Genomic DNA, 14,692 nt, shown 5'->3' with positions numbered 1-14,692 from the left:
GCCGGATACGGCGTCAGGGGCCCCTCTCGCGCGCCGGGAGGACCCGGACGACCGGGTTTAGTCGTGCCAGGCGCCGAGCTCCTCCAGCAGGGCCTGCAGCGGCTCGAAGACACCCGGCGTCGCGGCGACCGTCAGGTCTCCGTCGGCGGGCCGCCCGGGACGGCCGCCGGTGTACGCCCCCGCCTCACGGGCGATGAGGTCACCGGCCGCCAGGTCCCACGGGTGGAGCCCGCGTTCGTAGTAGCCGTCGAGGCGCCCCGCGGCCACATCGCAGAGGTCCACGGCGGCGGAACCGCCGCGCCGGATGTCGCGCAGCCGCGGGATCAGCTGCTGGGCCACGTCCGCCTGGTGCGCACGGACGTGGCCGACGTAGTTGAAGCCGGTCGAGACGAGCGCCTGGTCGAGCGGCGGCGCGGGCCGGCAGCGCAGTGCGGTGCCCTCGCCGTACACGCCGCCCTTCGCGTGGGCGCCGCTGCCGAGCACCGCCTGGTACGTCTCACGGCGCATCGGGGCCTCCACGACGCCCACGACCCGCTCGCCGTCCCGTTCGGCGGCGATGGAGACGGCCCACGTGGGCAGCCCGTACAGGTAGTTCACAGTGCCGTCGAGCGGGTCGATGACCCAGCGGATACCGCTGCTGCCCTCCGCGCTGGCCCCCTCCTCGCCGAGGAAGCCGTCCTGGGGGCGGCGCTCGGTCAGGAAACCGGTGATCAGCTTCTCGGCGGCAATGTCCATCTCCGTGACGACGTCGATCGGGCTGGACTTGGTCGCGGCCACCCCCAGGTCGGCGGGGCGGCCGTCGCGCAGCAGCGCGCCGGCGCGGCGGGCGGCCTCCAGGGCGAGGTCGAGCAGTTCGGACAGGTTCGGGTCGGTCACGGCGCTCCAGGGTCTCCGGGCATACGGCAGGGACTACGCGTACGGGCTGTCGGCGCCTGCGGCGGCGGGCTTGAGGGCTCGGGCCGGGCAGCAGCCGACCGGGCAGAGGTCATGGCTCGGGCCGAGCGCTCCCAGCGCGCACCGCTGCGCGCCACGCCCCCGTTCGGTGGCGGCGCGCTCCAGCACCAGGTCGCGCACGGCCGCGGCGAACCGCGGATCGGCGCCCACGGTCGCGGACCTGCGCACCGGAAGCCCGAGCTCTGCGGCCTTCGCGGTGGCCTCCGTGTCGAGGTCGTACAGCACTTCCATGTGGTCCGAGACGAAACCGATGGGGGCCATCACCACTGCGGGCACGCCGTCTCCGTGCAGCGCCTCCAGGTGGTCGCAGATGTCGGGCTCCAGCCACGGGATGTGCGGGGCGCCGCTGCGCGACTGGTAGACGAGCTGCCAGGGGTGCTCGACGCCGGTCTCCTCGCGCACCGCGTCGACGATCAGTCGGGCGACGTCCAGATGCTCGGCGACATAGGCACCGCCGTCGCCGTGCTCCGCGACGGGGCCGGAGGTGTCGGCGGCGGAGGTGGGGATGGAATGCGTGGTGAACGCGAGGTGTGCCCCGGCCCGTACGTCCTCGGGGAGATCGGCCAGGGAGGCGAGGACACCGTCCACCATGGGCCGTACGAAACCGGGATGGTTGAAGTAGTGCCGGAGCTTGTCGACCCGGGGCACGGGCAGACCCTCGGCCTCCAGGGCGGCCAGTGACCCGGCGAGGTTCTCGCGGTACTGCCGGCAGCCCGAGTACGAGGCGTAGGCGCTGGTGGCGAGGACGGCGACGCGGCGGCGCCCGTCCTTGATCATCTCGCGCAGGGTGTCGGTGAGGTACGGCGCCCAGTTGCGGTTGCCCCAGTACACCGGCAGGTCGAGTCCGCGCTCCGCGAAGTCCCGGCGCAGGGCGTCCAGCAGGGCTCTGTTCTGGGCGTTGATCGGGCTGACGCCGCCGAACAGGAAGTAGTGCTTGCCGACCTCCTTCAGCCGCTCCTCGGGGATACCGCGGCCACGGGTCACGTTCGCCAGGAACGGGACCACGTCGTCCGGGCCTTCGGGGCCGCCGAAGGAGAGCAACAACAGGGCGTCGTAAGGAGCGGGATCGCGCAGATCGGACATGACGACGATCCTGCCACTCGCCTCGGACAGCACTCCCACCGACATCGGTTCCCCGGCCGACCCCGGTGTGGGAGCGGCCACCCCGACCGTAAGCTGTACCGGCCACATTCACGCATTACAGGCGCGTGCGATCACGCTGTTCCGGAGCCTTCCTTGCCCAGTCCCTACCGCGCGATTTTCGCCGCCCCCGGCACCAAGGGGTTCTCGGCGGCCGGATTCCTCGGCCGGATGCCGCTGTCCATGATGGGCATCGGCGTGGTGACCATGGTTTCGCAACTCACCGGCCGTTACGGGCTCGCCGGTGCGCTCTCCGCGACGCTGGCGATGTCGGCGGCGGTGATCGGACCGCAGATCTCCCGGCTCGTCGACCGGCACGGGCAGCGCCGCGTCCTGCGTCCCGCCACTTTCGTCGCGCTGGCGGCGGTGGCCGGTCTGCTGATCTGCGCGCAGCAGCGGCTGCCGGACTGGTCGCTCTTCGTCTTCGCGGCGGGCGCGGGCTGCGTCCCCAGCGTGGGGTCGATGATCCGGGCGCGCTGGGCGGAGATCTACCGGGGTTCGCCGCAGCAGTTGCACACCGCTTACTCGTGGGAGTCGATCGTCGACGAGGTGTGCTTCATCTTCGGGCCGATCATCTCGATCGGTCTGTCCACCGCCTGGTTCCCGGAGGCGGGGCCGCTCATCGCGGCCGGGTTCCTGCTGGTCGGCGTCTTCTGGCTGACCGCGCAGCGCGCCACCGAGCCGGTGCCGCATCCGCGCGAGCAGCACACCGGCGGCACCGCGCTGCGGGCCCGGGGCCTCCAGGTGCTCGTGGTGACGTTCGTGGCGACCGGTGCGATCTTCGGGGCGATCGACGTGGTGACGGTGGCGTTCGCCGAGGAACAGGGCCACAAGGCCGCGGCGAGCCTCGTGCTGGCCGTGTACGCGCTGGGCTCCTGCCTGGCCGGCGCCGTCTTCGGCCTGCTGCGCCTCAAGGGGAAGGCGTCCGCCCGGTGGCTGGTGGGCGTGTGTGCGATGGCCGTGAGTATGATCCCCCTCCAACTGGCCGGGAGCCTCCCGTTTCTGGCCGTGGCGCTCTTTGTCGCGGGCCTCGCCATCGCACCGACGATGGTCACCACCATGGCCCTCGTCGAGCAGCACGTACCGCGCACGAAACTGACCGAGGGCATGACCTGGACCAGCACCGGGCTCGCCGTCGGTGTGGCGCTCGGCTCCTCGGCCGCCGGCTGGGTGGTCGACGCCTCCGGAGCCGAGGCGGGGTACGCGGTGCCCGTCGTGGCGGGAGCGCTCGCGGCCGCGGTGGCGTTCCTGGGGTATCGCCGGCTCAGCGGGCCGGTTCCTACGGAAGGGCGCGCGGAAGATGACCGACACCGACGCACGGACGACGAACGCGTGGCGTAACTGGGCGGGGAATGTCAGCTCCCGTCCGGTACGGTCCGTGTCCCCCGCCTCCGTGGCGGAGCTCGCCGAAGTGCTGCGCCGGGCGTCCGAGGACGGCCTGCGGGTGAAGCCGGTCGGCACCGGGCACTCCTTCACCGCGACGGCGGCCACCGACGGCGTGCTGATCCGCCCCGATCTCCTCACCGGCATCCGGAAGATCGACCGCGAGGCGATGACCGTGACCGTCGAGGCCGGCACTCCGCTGAAACGGCTGAACACCGCCCTGGCACGGGAGGGCCTGTCGCTCACCAACATGGGCGACATCATGGAGCAGACGGTCGCCGGGGCCACCTCGACCGGCACCCACGGCACCGGCCGCGACTCGGCGTCCATATCCGCGCAGATCCGCGCCCTCGAACTGGTCACGGCCGACGGCACGGTGCTGACCTGTTCGGAGAAGGAGAACGCCGACATCTTCGCCGTCGCGAGGATCGGGCTCGGTGCCCTGGGTGTCGTCACGGCGATCACGTTCGCCGTGGAACCGGTCTTCCTGCTGACGGCCCGTGAGGAACCGATGAGCTTCGACCGGGTCACGGCCGGTTTCGACGAGTTGGTCGCCGACAACGAGCACTTCGAGTTCTACTGGTTCCCGCACACCGGCAACTGCAACACCAAGCGCAACAACCGCAGCGCGGGCCCCGCCGCTCCGCCCGGAAGGGTCAGCGGCTGGATCGAGGACGAGCTCCTCTCCAACGGGATCTTCCAGGTGGCGTGTTCGCTCGGCCGGGCGGTCCCCGCCACCATTCCGTCGATCGCCAAGCTCTCCAGCCGCGCACTGTCCGCCCGTACGTACACCGACATCCCGTACAAGGTCTTCACGAGTCCGCGCCGGGTCCGTTTCGTGGAGATGGAGTACGCACTGCCGCGCGAGGCCGCCGTGGAGGCGCTGCGCGAGGTCAAGGCGATGGTGGAGCGTTCGCCGTTGCGGGTCAGCTTCCCGGTGGAGGTGCGTACCGCCCCCGCGGACGACATCGCGCTCTCCACGGCCTCGGGCCGGGAGAGCGCGTACATCGCCGTCCATCTGTACAAGGGCACGCCCTACCAGGCGTACTTCACGGCTGTCGAGCGGATCATGACCGCACACGCCGGCCGCCCGCACTGGGGCAAGGTCAACACCCGCGACGCCGAGTACCTCGCCGGGGTGTACCCGCGGTTCGGCGAGTTCACCGCCGTACGCGACCGGCTCGACCCGGACCGGCTGTTCGGCAACGACTATCTGCGCCGGGTGCTGGGCGACTGAGCGGCGCGGCCGTTCACTGTCCCGTGCCCGTGCCCGTGCCCGTGGTGGTGCGGCCGCCCTGCGCCGGGGCGTCGCCCGCGCCCGTGGGGTTCGGAGCGGCGGTGCCGCCGTCACCGGGCACCACTGGGGACGGCGTGGCCGCCGGGGACGGATTCGTCTGTCCGGTGTTGCCGGACGGCGTGGGGCTGGGCGTCGGATCCACGGGGGAACGGTCGCCCTGACCGGAGTCCGGGCTCCGGCTCTGCCCGCCCTGCGAGTCCGTACCGGGTGTCGCACCGCTCTCCTGGCCCGGACTCCGCTCCTGGCCGGGGTCGGTGCCGGTCGACGGTGCCGGGTCGTTCGACGCGGCGCCCCGCTCCCCGCGTACGACGGAGCCGACGGTGGTTCCCCCGCCGCCGCTCAGGTCATTTCCGGAGACCAGCTCGAATGTGGTGATCCCGGCCATTGTCACGGCGAAGACCACGGCCGCCCCGAGCGCCGACCGCTTCCAGCCGCGGATACGGGTGCCGTGGGTGCTGGCTTCGGAGAACTCCTCGCCCGGCTCCGGCCGGACCGGGTCGCGCAACCGCGTCCCGTCGAGCGGCCTCAGCAGCCGCGTACGGTCCGGATCGTCCGCCACGTTGCGCAGTACGGTCGTGGCGTCCGTCCCGCCGCGCACGGTCGCGGCGTCCACGGCGCGCATCACCGTGGTCGCGTCCATGGCTCCGTCGGGCGTTCCGGCCGGTGACCGTCGCACCCCCTGCGGGTCGCTCGTCCCACGCGTCTGTACGGTCACCTCACGGCCCGGCTGCTTCACCTGGACCGTCACCTCGCGGATCTGTTCGCCGGTGCGACGGAAGAAGTGCTGGAAGAGCGAACCACCGCAGGTGGCGACGACGCTCATCACTCCGGCGCCGAGGATCGTTCCGTACACGCCCAGCTGAGAGGCCGCCACCGCTGCCGCGATCGCCGCCAAGGCGCTGCCCGCCACCTGAGGCAGACTCAGATCTATACGCCTTTCCTTGGGCTCTATGTCACTTTCCGGCTTCTGCACCATTTCCAGCCCTTGATTGACATCTCTCCCACCATGCAACAGGAAGGGACATTTGAGCGAAGTGAATAGTTCCGCTTCGGGAGCTTCTGTGAAGCAGGACACGCACGAAGGGCGCCCCGCACCCTGCCGGGCGACTCGGCTCCCGCGCCTCACGAGAAGTTCGGCGGCGCGGCGGTCCACCCACATGGCCCGAATGGAGTACTGTGGCGAGCCCTGGGGCCGGACTCCCACGTGGGTGTCCGGGATCTTCGGGAGGGGGCCGAAGGAGGCACTCGATCCGGCGGCGCCACGTCATTGCACGGGGACTGGCTACACGAGGTGACCATCGGTCGCTTTGTGTTGCACAATAGGTCACCGTGTCATACCGGCGATCAAGGGCTCACGCCCGACACGCCGGGCAACACGGCAATGTTGTGGCAGGCTGCACCCGGGCAGGCCACACTCGACTAGCGGAAGCAGCGACGCACGTGACGTCGGCAGGCACCACCCGGGAGGTCCCCATGCCCGAACTGCGTGTCGTGGCCGTCTCCAACGACGGCACACGACTGGTGCTCAAGGCTGCGGACAGCACGGAGTACACGCTTCCGATCGATGAGCGGCTGCGAGCCGCCGTGCGCAACGACCGCGCGCGGCTCGGCCAGATCGAGATCGAGGTGGAGAGCCACCTCCGCCCCCGCGACATCCAGGCCCGGATACGAGCCGGCGCCTCCGCGGAGGAGGTTGCCCAGTTCGCCGGGATTCCGGTCGACCGTGTCCGACGCTTCGAGGGCCCCGTACTCGCGGAGCGCGCCTTCATGGCCGAGCGGGCCCGGAAGACTCCTGTGCGCCGCCCAGGCGAGAACACCGGCCCCCAGCTCGGCGAGGCGGTGCAGGAACGGCTGCTGCTGCGCGGCGCGGACAAGGAGACCGTCCAGTGGGACTCCTGGCGCCGTGACGACGGCACCTGGGAGGTCCTGCTCGTCTACCGGGTCGCGGGCGAGCCGCACTCGGCGAGCTGGACGTACGACGCGCCGCGCCGGCTGGTCCAGGCCGTGGACGACGAGGCCCGGTCGCTGATCGGAGAGACCGATGATGTCGCCGCGCCCGAGCCGAGCTTCCCGTTCGTACCCCGGATCGCCCGGCTGCCCCGCGACCGGCCGCTGGACCGCGCCCTGGACCGTCAGATGGAGCGCCCCACTGCACCGGTGCCCGAGCCGGAGGAGCACATCGGTGGCATCTCGGCCGGTGAGCGCGATTCGCTGACCAGCCTGTTGGAGGCGGTGCCCAGCTTCCGCGGCGACATGGTGGTGCCGGAGCGTCCCGCGCCGCCCGAGCCGCCCGCCATCGAGCCCGCCGCGCAGGAGCCGGAGGCCGACGAGCCGCCGGCCGCGGCGGCCTCCGCCGGTGCCGGTTCCGCCTATGCGGATGTGCTGATGCCGCGGGCGGTGGCCGGTCATCGCGACCGGCTGACCGGGACGACGGACCGCCAGGCCGAGGCGGACGGCGTCCGGCCGGGCCGCCGGGCCGCCGTACCGAGTTGGGACGAGATCGTCTTCGGCACGCGCCGGAAGAAGCAGGATTGAGGCGGGGAGACCGCAGCATGACGAGGGCCCGCACGCCGTTGCGTACGGGCTCTCGTGCCGTCTGCGTCCCGCGTGCCGGGGGCTCCGCTCTTCGCGCAGCGTGCGCCCCGTGCGACCGGGTCCCGTTACGGCGGTTCCGGTCGCGGTGGCCGGTGCGGGCTCCGTTACTGCGGGTCGGGCCCCTTGGCCACCGGGCGGGACTCGTCGGCGGACCACTCGGACCAGGATCCCGCGTACAGCGCCGCGGGGATTCCGGCGACGGCCAGGGCCAGCACCTCATGGGCGCCGGAGACACCGGAGCCGCAGTAGACGCCGATCTCCGGCGCCCGGTCCGCGCCGAGGCCCTTGAAGCGGGCCGCCAACGATGGAGCGGGCAGGAACCGGCCGTCGTCCCCCGTGTTCTCGGAGGTCGGCGCCGACACGGCGCCCGGGATATGGCCGCCCACCCGGTCGATCGGCTCCACATCGCCCCGGTAGCGCTCCGCGGCCCGCGCGTCGAGCAGCAGACCGGAGCGGGCCAGCGCCGCCGCCCCGTCCGCGTCCAGCAATGGCAGCGCACCGGGCGCCGGCCGGAAGTCGCCCTCGGCCGGCGCCGGGACCTCCGTTTCGAGATCCCCCTGCCAGGAGGCGAGACCGCCGTCCAGGACCCGGACGTCCTCGTGCCCCGTCCAGCGCAGCAGCCACCACGCACGGGCCGCCGCCCAGCCCTGGCCACCGTCGTACACGACCACCGGAGTGTCCCGGGAGACACCGGCCCGGCGCATCACCGCACCGAATTCCTCCGTGCCGGGCAGCGGGTGACGGCCGCCGCTGCCTGCCGGACCGGCGAGTTCCGCGTCCAGGTCGACAAAGACCGCACCGGGGATGTGCCCGGCCTCGTAGTCGGGGCGGCCGTGCGGGCCGCCCAGCTGCCAACGTACGTCCAGGAGCACCGGCGGACGTGGCCCCGCCGACTCGCTCGCGTATTCGGATGCGGTGATGATGGGCTTCATGGGTGCCATCCTCGCGCAGGAGCCTCCCCACCCGTAACAGCAGCCAGGCGGACGTTTCACACCAAATCGTTCCACCTCCGTCGAGATCCCGGAAAGTACGGCGCGGCCGGGGCACATCGTGCGCCTGGTGGTGCAAACATCTCCACGGGGCGTTCACATCCTGTACCGCATGACGGCACACCGGCCCCGTTCCCCCCGTACGGCCACCACGATGGTCCGAGGAGAGAGTGACGATGACGGAGGCTGCAGCCCTGCGCACGCCCGGAACACCTTGCTGGGTGAGTCTGCTTGTGCACGGCCTGAGCACGACCCAGGACTTCTACTCCCGGCTGTTCGGCTGGGAGTTCGTGCCCGGTCCGGATCAGCTGGGTCCGTATGTCCGCGCGCTGATCGACGGGAAAGTGGTCGCGGGCATCGGGCAGTTGCCGCCCGATCGCCATCTGCCGGTCGCCTGGACGACCTATCTGGCCACCGACGACGCCGACGCCACGGCGGAAGCGATCCGTTCCTGCGGTGGCACGGTCGCCGTGGGGCCGCTCGACTCGGGTGATGCGGGTGAGGCGGGCCGGCTCGCCATCGCTTCCGATCCCAGCGGCGCGGTGTTCGGAATCTGGCAGGCCGCCGCGCACGTCGGTACGGCGCTCGCGGGCACCCATGGCACACCGGTCTGGAACGAGCTGATGACCCGCGAGACGTCGACGGTCTGCAAGTTCTACCAGACGGTTTTCGGCTACGAGGCGGAGGCCGTCGTCTCGGCCGACTTCGACTATCAGACCCTTCATCTGCACGGCCGTCCGGTGGCCTCGCTGCACGGTGTCGGCCACGCCCTGCCGCGCGACCGCGGCCCGCACTGGATGACGTACTTCGAGGTCGAGGACACCGACGAGGCAGCGCATCGCGTGGTGGAATTCGGCGGATACGTTCTGCAGTCACCCCGGGAGGGGTTGAACGGCCGGGTGGCGACCGTGGCTGACCCGGAGGGCGCGGTGTTCACGATCGTACGGTCGGCCGCTCGCTGAGCCGACGGGCCGCGGGGCGGGTCAGCCCTTCCGGGACCGTTCCACATGCCGGTGGGCGGGGTCGGCCAGCCGGGTGTGCAGCTCGTCGAAGAGCTCGGACGCCTCGGTTCCGCTCCACTCGGCCGGCAGCAGTTCACGCGGGACACCGGGGTCGAGGTAGACGAGCCGGCGCCAGTCGGTGAGAACCCTGATGTACGTCGTGAACGCCTCGCGGTCCGTCACCGCGCTGCCGCCCGCGATCCGCTCGGCCACCGGACGATGTGCCGCGAGGAATGCGACGTACAGCCGCTGCAGCCGGACGGTGTCCCACCAGGAACGCACCTTCGCGGGCAGGTCCCCGTTCCCGCCCCCGGCCACGGAGAGATAGTCGGCCCGGAAGAGGTCGGCGTACGAGCGCAGCCCGTGCCGGGCCAGCATGTCCTCCGCCTCGCCGTGCATATGTCCCGGCGCGATCCACACACCGGCGGACACGGAACCGAAACCGAGCCGGGTCAGCTGGGTGCGCAGGGTGTGCCGCTTGGCGCGTTCGGATTCGGGCACGGAGAAGACGACCAGCACCCAGCCCTCGTCCACGGTGGCCCTTCGGGCCGCGAAGATGCGCGGATCGCCGTCGCGCAGAATCCGCTCGGTCTCGGGCGAGATCCGGTAACCGGCCGCTCCGGACACCGATTCGGCTTCGAGCAGTCCGGCGCGCTTCAGCCGCGAGACCGAGGACCGTACGGTCGGCGCCTCGACACCGAGGTCGGCAAGCAGCTGGATCAGCGAGGCCACGGACATCCAGCCGTCGGTGTCGCGCGCGTACAGCCCGTAGACCGTCACGATCAGCTGCCGCGGCTGCACCTTGCCCAGTGGGCCCGGTTCGGACTCGGCCTCAGTTCCGCTCACCGTGTTCACAGCGTCATCCTAAGCATCCGTGCCGGACGCCCGAGGGGTTGGTTCAGACAGCGGTGACGGGCAGCACGTCCGGTGAGGGCTGGGCCGCTCGGGCGCTCGCGCTGGTCGTCCTGCGTCAGTGGTGGCGTCGGCGCAGCACCTCGTAGCCGCCCGCTCCGCACGTCACGAGAGGCCCGCCGTTCGGTCGTCGCCATGACCTGGCATGGCCCCGGACGCCGCGAGGAAGGCTCGTACCAGGGGGCGGTCGTCTCCTCTGCGGGTGGCCATGAAGATCCGGCTCATTGCTGGAGGCCCGTCGAGCTCGAGTCTTCGGACGCCGGGTGGGAGCAGCGTCGTGGCGCTGTAGGGGGCGATGCTGACGCCGAGGCCGGCGGAGACGAACATGATGATGGTGTGCCAGTTCGAGAACTCCTGAGCGGCCTGGACGTCGATGCCGGCATCCTGCAACGGCTGCGTGTTCACATCGAACGCGTGAGCCCCGGCTGACCGCGGGAACAGGATCAGCGGGTCGGCGGCCAGCGCCGTTGCTTCCACATGGTTACCCCTCGCGGCGGGGTGCTCTGCGGGGACGACGGCGACGAACCGTTCCGTCGTCAGCAGCGAGAGGTCGATGTCGTCCCGCTCGTCGGCGTCCCGCACGATCCCGATGTCGGCCGTGCCTCGTTCCAGGGCCGCCAGGACGTCGACGGTGAAGCCGTCGTGAAGCTTGACCTGGACGTCAGGGCGGCGGCGGGAGAAGGCACGCAGCCGTTCGCTGACGATCGTCGTGGCTGAGGTGATGAAGGCGACGTCCAGGCGGCCGGCCTCACCGCGGCCGACACGGCCGGCCTCGTCGAGGTCGGACGCCAGACGGCCCAGGAGGTCCCTCGCACGTGGCTGGAACGTCGCTCCCGCCTCGGTGAGGCGGACGCTTCGGGACGTCCGCCGCAACAACTCGACGCCGACGATCTTCTCCAGCTGTCTGATCTGCTGGGACAAGGCCGGCTGAGCGATGTGCAACCGCTGGGCGGCCCGGCCGAAGTGGAGTTCCTCGGCCACCGCCAGGAAGTACCGCAGATGGCGGAACTCGATGCTGCGATCCATAGCTCCAGCTTATTGATGGAGACCCGGCTTTGTATTGGACGCATGGGTGGGTAGGGCCGGAGGCTGGTGAGCAGCCCCACAGGAAAGGAAACCCGCCTGATGCCGTACGCCTCTGCCTCGACCGTGATCTCCTCGATCGCCTCACAGGGTGACGCCGACTCGTTCCGGGCACTGAACGAGGAGTGGATCTCGCGCCTGTTCATCCTGGAGGAAGCGGACCGGGCCGTTCTCGGGGATCCGTTCGGCCGCATCGTGGACCCGGGCGGTGACGTGCTCCTGGCGCACGAGCCGGGCAGCGGCACCGTTGTCGGGTGCGTCGCGCTACTGGCCCATCCGGACGCCGTGTTCGAGCTGGCGAAGATGGCCGTGGCCCCAGCCGCGCAGGGACACGGCATCGGCGGCCGCCTCGTCGCCGCGGCGATCGACCGCGCCCGGGAACTCGGCGGGACCCGGCTGTTCCTCGGCACCAACAGCAGGCTTGCCCCCGCCATTCACCTCTACGAGGACGCCGGGTTCATAAGGATCACCCGCAACTGCCTGCCGGTCTCCGACTACTACGCCCGCGCCGACATCCTCATGGAACTGAAGTGACGCCCCATCCCGAATCCGTCGACCGTTGCCGGTATGTGGTGAGAACGGGCCCGAGCGACACCGGATCGCTCCGACCCGCCGAAGCCGAATCCGAGAAGGAGGAGCGTGGCCGACGAGACGCATCGTGAAGTGTCCGACCATGCGGGCACAGGCCCCGACGCTGCTGCCGGACCAGGCGTAGGGGGGCTCGGGTCGACAGCCGTGCGACCCTCTCCGACAAGATCAACGCCGACCTGTGGCGCCCCGGGTGACGGAGCCCGCAGACTCACCGGTTCCTACTTCCTCGCCGACGCGGTCGCCGGTGCCGGCGCCGGGTTGGACCCGGGTGATGAGTGCAGCCTCGCGCATCGATGGTTCGACACAGACGTCACGTACGCGCTCCGGGAACGGAGTTCTTCAGCGGGACGCACCCGTGCGGTCTAGGAACCGACCCAGCCCGGTCCGCACGCCGTCGGTGGGCACGGTGGCGGCGAAGCAGGCCGCCTCGACCGCGAGTCCTTCATCGACGGGCAGGTTGATGCCGCGGGTTACCGCGCGCAGGCAGGCCGCTACGGCCGTCGGCGCGTGCCGGCTGATCCGGTCGGCCAGCCGGCGTGCGGCATCGAGGAGTTCATCGGCCGGTACGACGGCGTTGACGAGGCCGATCTCCGCGGCCCGCACGGCCGGGATCGGGTCGCCGGTCAGAATCATCTCCAGGCCTCGCTTGCGGCCGACGTGCCGCGGTAGCCGTTGGGAACCACCGAAGGGCGGCGGGAAGCCGAGGGAGATCTCGGGCTTTGCGAACGTGGCGTGCTCGGCGGCGATCGCCAGCGGAGCGGCCTCCGTGATCTCGCAACCGCCGCCGTACGCAAGCCCGTTGACGGCGACGATCACGGGCTTGGGAAATTCCTCGATCCGCCGGGTCAGCGCGTGTCCCCGTCGGACGACCTCACGGAGGGCGCGCTCGGGCCCGCCGGCGATGCTCCCCGCCAGAGAGGGAATGTCCGCGCCCGCACTGAACGCCCTGCGCCCGGCACCGGTCAGGACGATCGCCCGCACGGAGTCGTCGGAGTCGATGCGGTCGAGGCTTGCGAGCAACGCGTCGATCGTCGGGTAGTCAAGGGCGTTGAGCTTCCTTTCCCTGTCGATGGTGACGGTGACGACGTGTTCATCCCGGTCGATGTGTACGGTCATGGCTCCTGCTCCGTTCCGCCTGGGCTTGGACACGACGAGGCTAGGAGCCATAACCTATGACGATCCATTTATTGTCCTAGATACAGACGGATACAGGTGCCACATGCGGCCACCGTCCTACAAGGCCATCGTGGACGAGTTCGCCGCGTCGATCAGGTCCGGCACGCTCCCGTCGGGCACCCGGCTCCCGACGCACCGCGGTCTCTCCCGTGAGCGGAGGATCGCACTGGCCACGGCTACCCGGGTCTACGCCGAGCTTGCCGCCATGGGCCTAGTGGTGGCGGAACCGGGGCGCGGGACGTTCGTGCGCGTGCAGTCCGGCTACGACGGCCTTGAGCCGTCGCGCGCCCTGCCGGTGCGGCGGGTCGCGGACCTGTCGTTCAACCAGCCGCTGGGCGAGGGCCAGGCCGACCGACTACGGCAGGCGCTGCGTGCGCTCTCCGTCTCGGGCGAGGTCGAGGCGCTGCTCCGCCAGGACCCGCCGGGCGGGCGCCTGCATGAGCGGGCGATCGTGGCCGGCTACCTGCTGGAGCGAGGGATCGACACAGCGCCGGCGAACGTCCTGCTCACGAGCGGCGCCCAGCAGGCGCTCGATTCCGTGCTGCGCTCCCTCACCAGGCCCGGTGACGTCCTCGCGGTCGACGCACTCAGCTACCCCGGCATCAAGCTGCTCGCCTCGGCCCACCGGCTCGACATGGCCGCGATCCCCGTCACGGCGACCGGGCCGGACCTCGCCGCGCTCGACAGCCTGTGCCGCACGCGCCCCGTCCGCGCGATCTATGCGATCCCCACCATGCATAACCCGCTCGGCTGGGTCCTCGACCAGGAACGCCGCGACCGCCTCGTCACCATCGCCCGTTCACACGACTGCCTGATCATCGAGGACGGCACCTACGCATTCCTCGACTCGTCACCGCCTCCTCCCCTGCGGACCCTCGCCCCCGAACGCACCTGCTACGTCGCCGGACTGTCCAAGAACGTGGCTCCCGGCCTGCGGTTCGGCTTCGCCGTACTGCCCGCCCAGCACGTGGAGACCGTCACCAGGAGCCTTCGTCTCGCGGCCTGGGGCGCTCCGGGACTCATCACCGCGCTCGCCACCGGCTGGCTGGCCGATGGCACGGTCGCCCGCTGGGAGGAGGACCGCCGAGGCGACGCGGCCGCCCGGCAGGACATCGCCCGCGCCGCACTCGCCGGGATGCACCTCACGGCGCATCCGGTCTCGTACATGGTCTGGCTCGGCCTGGAGCCGCACCAGCGTCCGGACCACGTCGCGGCTCTGCTCGCCGAGGCGGGCATCCTCGTGTCCACCGCAGACGCCTTCGCCACGGGCCCCCACCGCCCCCGAGCACTGCGGCTGGCGCTCGCCACGCCACCCCGGGACGAGCTCGGAAACGTGTTGAAACGCCTGAGGGACGTGATCGACGCGATCCCGCCGTGACAGCCTGCCGGCTGCCTGCCTCTTGGGCCTCCGCGCAGACGCGAGTTCATCCCAACTTGCAGCCCTTTGGGTCGAACAGAGCCCATCGTCAATGAGAAAGGGGCGCGAGGAACGCAAACCAACAAGGCGAAGACACCGTCGGCTGCCGCGATCTCTCGGTCATGACACACTGACCCGCCAGCAGAGCCTCCGG

General features: G+C 71.0%; 13 protein-coding genes and 1 pseudogene. 6 read left to right on the top strand and 8 right to left on the bottom strand.

Annotated elements, in window-relative coordinates; translation table 11 throughout:
• Positions 1-57 precede the first annotated feature (57 nt).
• Both ACFU8Q_RS02835 and ACFU8Q_RS02830 read right to left on the bottom strand, forming a co-directional pair.
• Positions 58-876 (bottom strand): inositol monophosphatase family protein, encoded by an 819-nt coding sequence (locus ACFU8Q_RS02835; protein WP_384447017.1) that lies wholly within the window; start codon positions 874-876, stop codon positions 58-60.
• A 33-nt stretch (positions 877-909) separates the two neighbouring features.
• Positions 910-2,037 (bottom strand): ferrochelatase, encoded by a 1,128-nt coding sequence (locus ACFU8Q_RS02830; RefSeq protein ID WP_384447015.1) that lies wholly within the window; start codon positions 2,035-2,037, stop codon positions 910-912.
• A gap of 153 nt (positions 2,038-2,190) precedes the next feature.
• On the opposite strand from ACFU8Q_RS02830, the gene ACFU8Q_RS02825 reads away from it, so the two are divergent.
• The gene (locus tag ACFU8Q_RS02825) at positions 2,191-3,435 is read left to right on the top strand and encodes an MFS transporter (protein ID WP_384447014.1); all 1,245 of its coding nucleotides are present in this window, start codon (positions 2,191-2,193) and stop codon (positions 3,433-3,435) included.
• Positions 3,395-4,714 (top strand): D-arabinono-1,4-lactone oxidase, encoded by a 1,320-nt coding sequence (locus ACFU8Q_RS02820; protein WP_384447012.1) that lies wholly within the window; start codon positions 3,395-3,397, stop codon positions 4,712-4,714. Before ACFU8Q_RS02825 ends, ACFU8Q_RS02820 begins: the two co-directional genes overlap by 41 nt.
• Positions 4,715-4,727: 13 nt before the next feature.
• Here the strand turns inward: ACFU8Q_RS02820 and ACFU8Q_RS02815 are convergent, their stop codons facing one another.
• A complete protein-coding gene (locus tag ACFU8Q_RS02815; protein ID WP_384447011.1) occupies positions 4,728-5,750 on the bottom strand; it encodes a hypothetical protein in 1,023 nt (340 codons plus the stop codon).
• A gap of 497 nt (positions 5,751-6,247) precedes the next feature.
• Between ACFU8Q_RS02815 and sepH the strand changes: the two genes are divergently transcribed.
• Positions 6,248-7,309, top strand: coding sequence for a septation protein SepH (gene sepH / locus ACFU8Q_RS02810; RefSeq protein ID WP_384447010.1), 1,062 nt, complete (start codon positions 6,248-6,250; stop codon positions 7,307-7,309).
• A 164-nt stretch (positions 7,310-7,473) separates the two neighbouring features.
• Here sepH and ACFU8Q_RS02805 read toward each other — a convergent pair whose 3' ends face one another.
• On the bottom strand, positions 7,474-8,301 hold the full coding sequence (locus ACFU8Q_RS02805; protein WP_384447008.1) for a sulfurtransferase: 828 nt from the start codon (positions 8,299-8,301) through the stop codon (positions 7,474-7,476).
• 233 nt (positions 8,302-8,534) lie between these two features.
• On the opposite strand from ACFU8Q_RS02805, the gene ACFU8Q_RS02800 reads away from it, so the two are divergent.
• Positions 8,535-9,320 carry a VOC family protein gene (locus ACFU8Q_RS02800; RefSeq protein ID WP_384447006.1) on the top strand — a complete coding sequence of 262 codons (786 nt, stop codon included), beginning with the start codon at positions 8,535-8,537 and terminating at the stop codon, positions 9,318-9,320.
• A gap of 21 nt (positions 9,321-9,341) precedes the next feature.
• Here ACFU8Q_RS02800 and ACFU8Q_RS02795 read toward each other — a convergent pair whose 3' ends face one another.
• The 3 genes and pseudogenes from ACFU8Q_RS02795 to ACFU8Q_RS02785 form a co-directional block, all read right to left on the bottom strand.
• Positions 9,342-10,205: a PaaX family transcriptional regulator C-terminal domain-containing protein gene (locus tag ACFU8Q_RS02795; RefSeq protein WP_384447004.1), complete on the bottom strand. Its 864-nt coding sequence runs from the start codon at positions 10,203-10,205 to the stop codon at positions 9,342-9,344.
• A 52-nt stretch (positions 10,206-10,257) separates the two neighbouring features.
• A pseudogene (locus ACFU8Q_RS02790) lies at positions 10,258-10,362 on the bottom strand (thymidine kinase); the annotation flags it as partial.
• Between the two features lie 14 nt (positions 10,363-10,376).
• Positions 10,377-11,297 carry a LysR family transcriptional regulator gene (locus tag ACFU8Q_RS02785; RefSeq protein WP_384447003.1) on the bottom strand — a complete coding sequence of 307 codons (921 nt, stop codon included), beginning with the start codon at positions 11,295-11,297 and terminating at the stop codon, positions 10,377-10,379.
• 99 nt (positions 11,298-11,396) lie between these two features.
• Here ACFU8Q_RS02785 and ACFU8Q_RS02780 point away from each other — a divergent pair, with 99 nt between their 5' ends.
• Positions 11,397-11,888 (top strand): GNAT family N-acetyltransferase, encoded by a 492-nt coding sequence (locus ACFU8Q_RS02780; protein WP_384447002.1) that lies wholly within the window; start codon positions 11,397-11,399, stop codon positions 11,886-11,888.
• A 396-nt stretch (positions 11,889-12,284) separates the two neighbouring features.
• Here ACFU8Q_RS02780 and ACFU8Q_RS02775 read toward each other — a convergent pair whose 3' ends face one another.
• A complete protein-coding gene (locus ACFU8Q_RS02775; protein ID WP_384447000.1) occupies positions 12,285-13,061 on the bottom strand; it encodes an enoyl-CoA hydratase-related protein in 777 nt (258 codons plus the stop codon).
• Positions 13,062-13,164: 103 nt separating this feature from the next.
• Between ACFU8Q_RS02775 and ACFU8Q_RS02770 the strand changes: the two genes are divergently transcribed.
• Positions 13,165-14,499 (top strand): PLP-dependent aminotransferase family protein, encoded by a 1,335-nt coding sequence (locus ACFU8Q_RS02770; RefSeq protein WP_384446999.1) that lies wholly within the window; start codon positions 13,165-13,167, stop codon positions 14,497-14,499.
• Positions 14,500-14,692: the final 193 nt, after the last annotated feature.

Origin of the sequence: Streptomyces sp. NPDC057543 (assembly GCF_042801895.1) — a bacterium.
Taxonomy (GTDB): domain Bacteria; phylum Actinomycetota; class Actinomycetes; order Streptomycetales; family Streptomycetaceae; genus Streptomyces.
Note: the sequence above shows the minus strand (reverse complement) of the source record. Positions and strands in the feature narration are given on the sequence as shown.

What these genes read in the sequence shown, in the direction of transcription:
- ACFU8Q_RS02830 (WP_384447015.1), bottom strand. Translation starts at nt 2,037, where the DNA reads ATGTCCGATCTGCGCGATCCCGCTCCTTACGACGCCCTGTTGTTGCTC.
- ACFU8Q_RS02820 (WP_384447012.1), top strand. Translation starts at nt 3,395, where the DNA reads ATGACCGACACCGACGCACGGACGACGAACGCGTGGCGTAACTGGGCG.
- ACFU8Q_RS02815 (WP_384447011.1), bottom strand. Translation starts at nt 5,750, where the DNA reads ATGGTGCAGAAGCCGGAAAGTGACATAGAGCCCAAGGAAAGGCGTATA.
- sepH (WP_384447010.1), top strand. Translation starts at nt 6,248, where the DNA reads ATGCCCGAACTGCGTGTCGTGGCCGTCTCCAACGACGGCACACGACTG.
- ACFU8Q_RS02805 (WP_384447008.1), bottom strand. Translation starts at nt 8,301, where the DNA reads ATGAAGCCCATCATCACCGCATCCGAATACGCGAGCGAGTCGGCGGGG.
- ACFU8Q_RS02800 (WP_384447006.1), top strand. Translation starts at nt 8,535, where the DNA reads ATGACGGAGGCTGCAGCCCTGCGCACGCCCGGAACACCTTGCTGGGTG.
- ACFU8Q_RS02785 (WP_384447003.1), bottom strand. Translation starts at nt 11,297, where the DNA reads ATGGATCGCAGCATCGAGTTCCGCCATCTGCGGTACTTCCTGGCGGTG.
- ACFU8Q_RS02780 (WP_384447002.1), top strand. Translation starts at nt 11,397, where the DNA reads ATGCCGTACGCCTCTGCCTCGACCGTGATCTCCTCGATCGCCTCACAG.
- ACFU8Q_RS02775 (WP_384447000.1), bottom strand. Translation starts at nt 13,061, where the DNA reads ATGACCGTACACATCGACCGGGATGAACACGTCGTCACCGTCACCATC.
- ACFU8Q_RS02770 (WP_384446999.1), top strand. Translation starts at nt 13,165, where the DNA reads ATGCGGCCACCGTCCTACAAGGCCATCGTGGACGAGTTCGCCGCGTCG.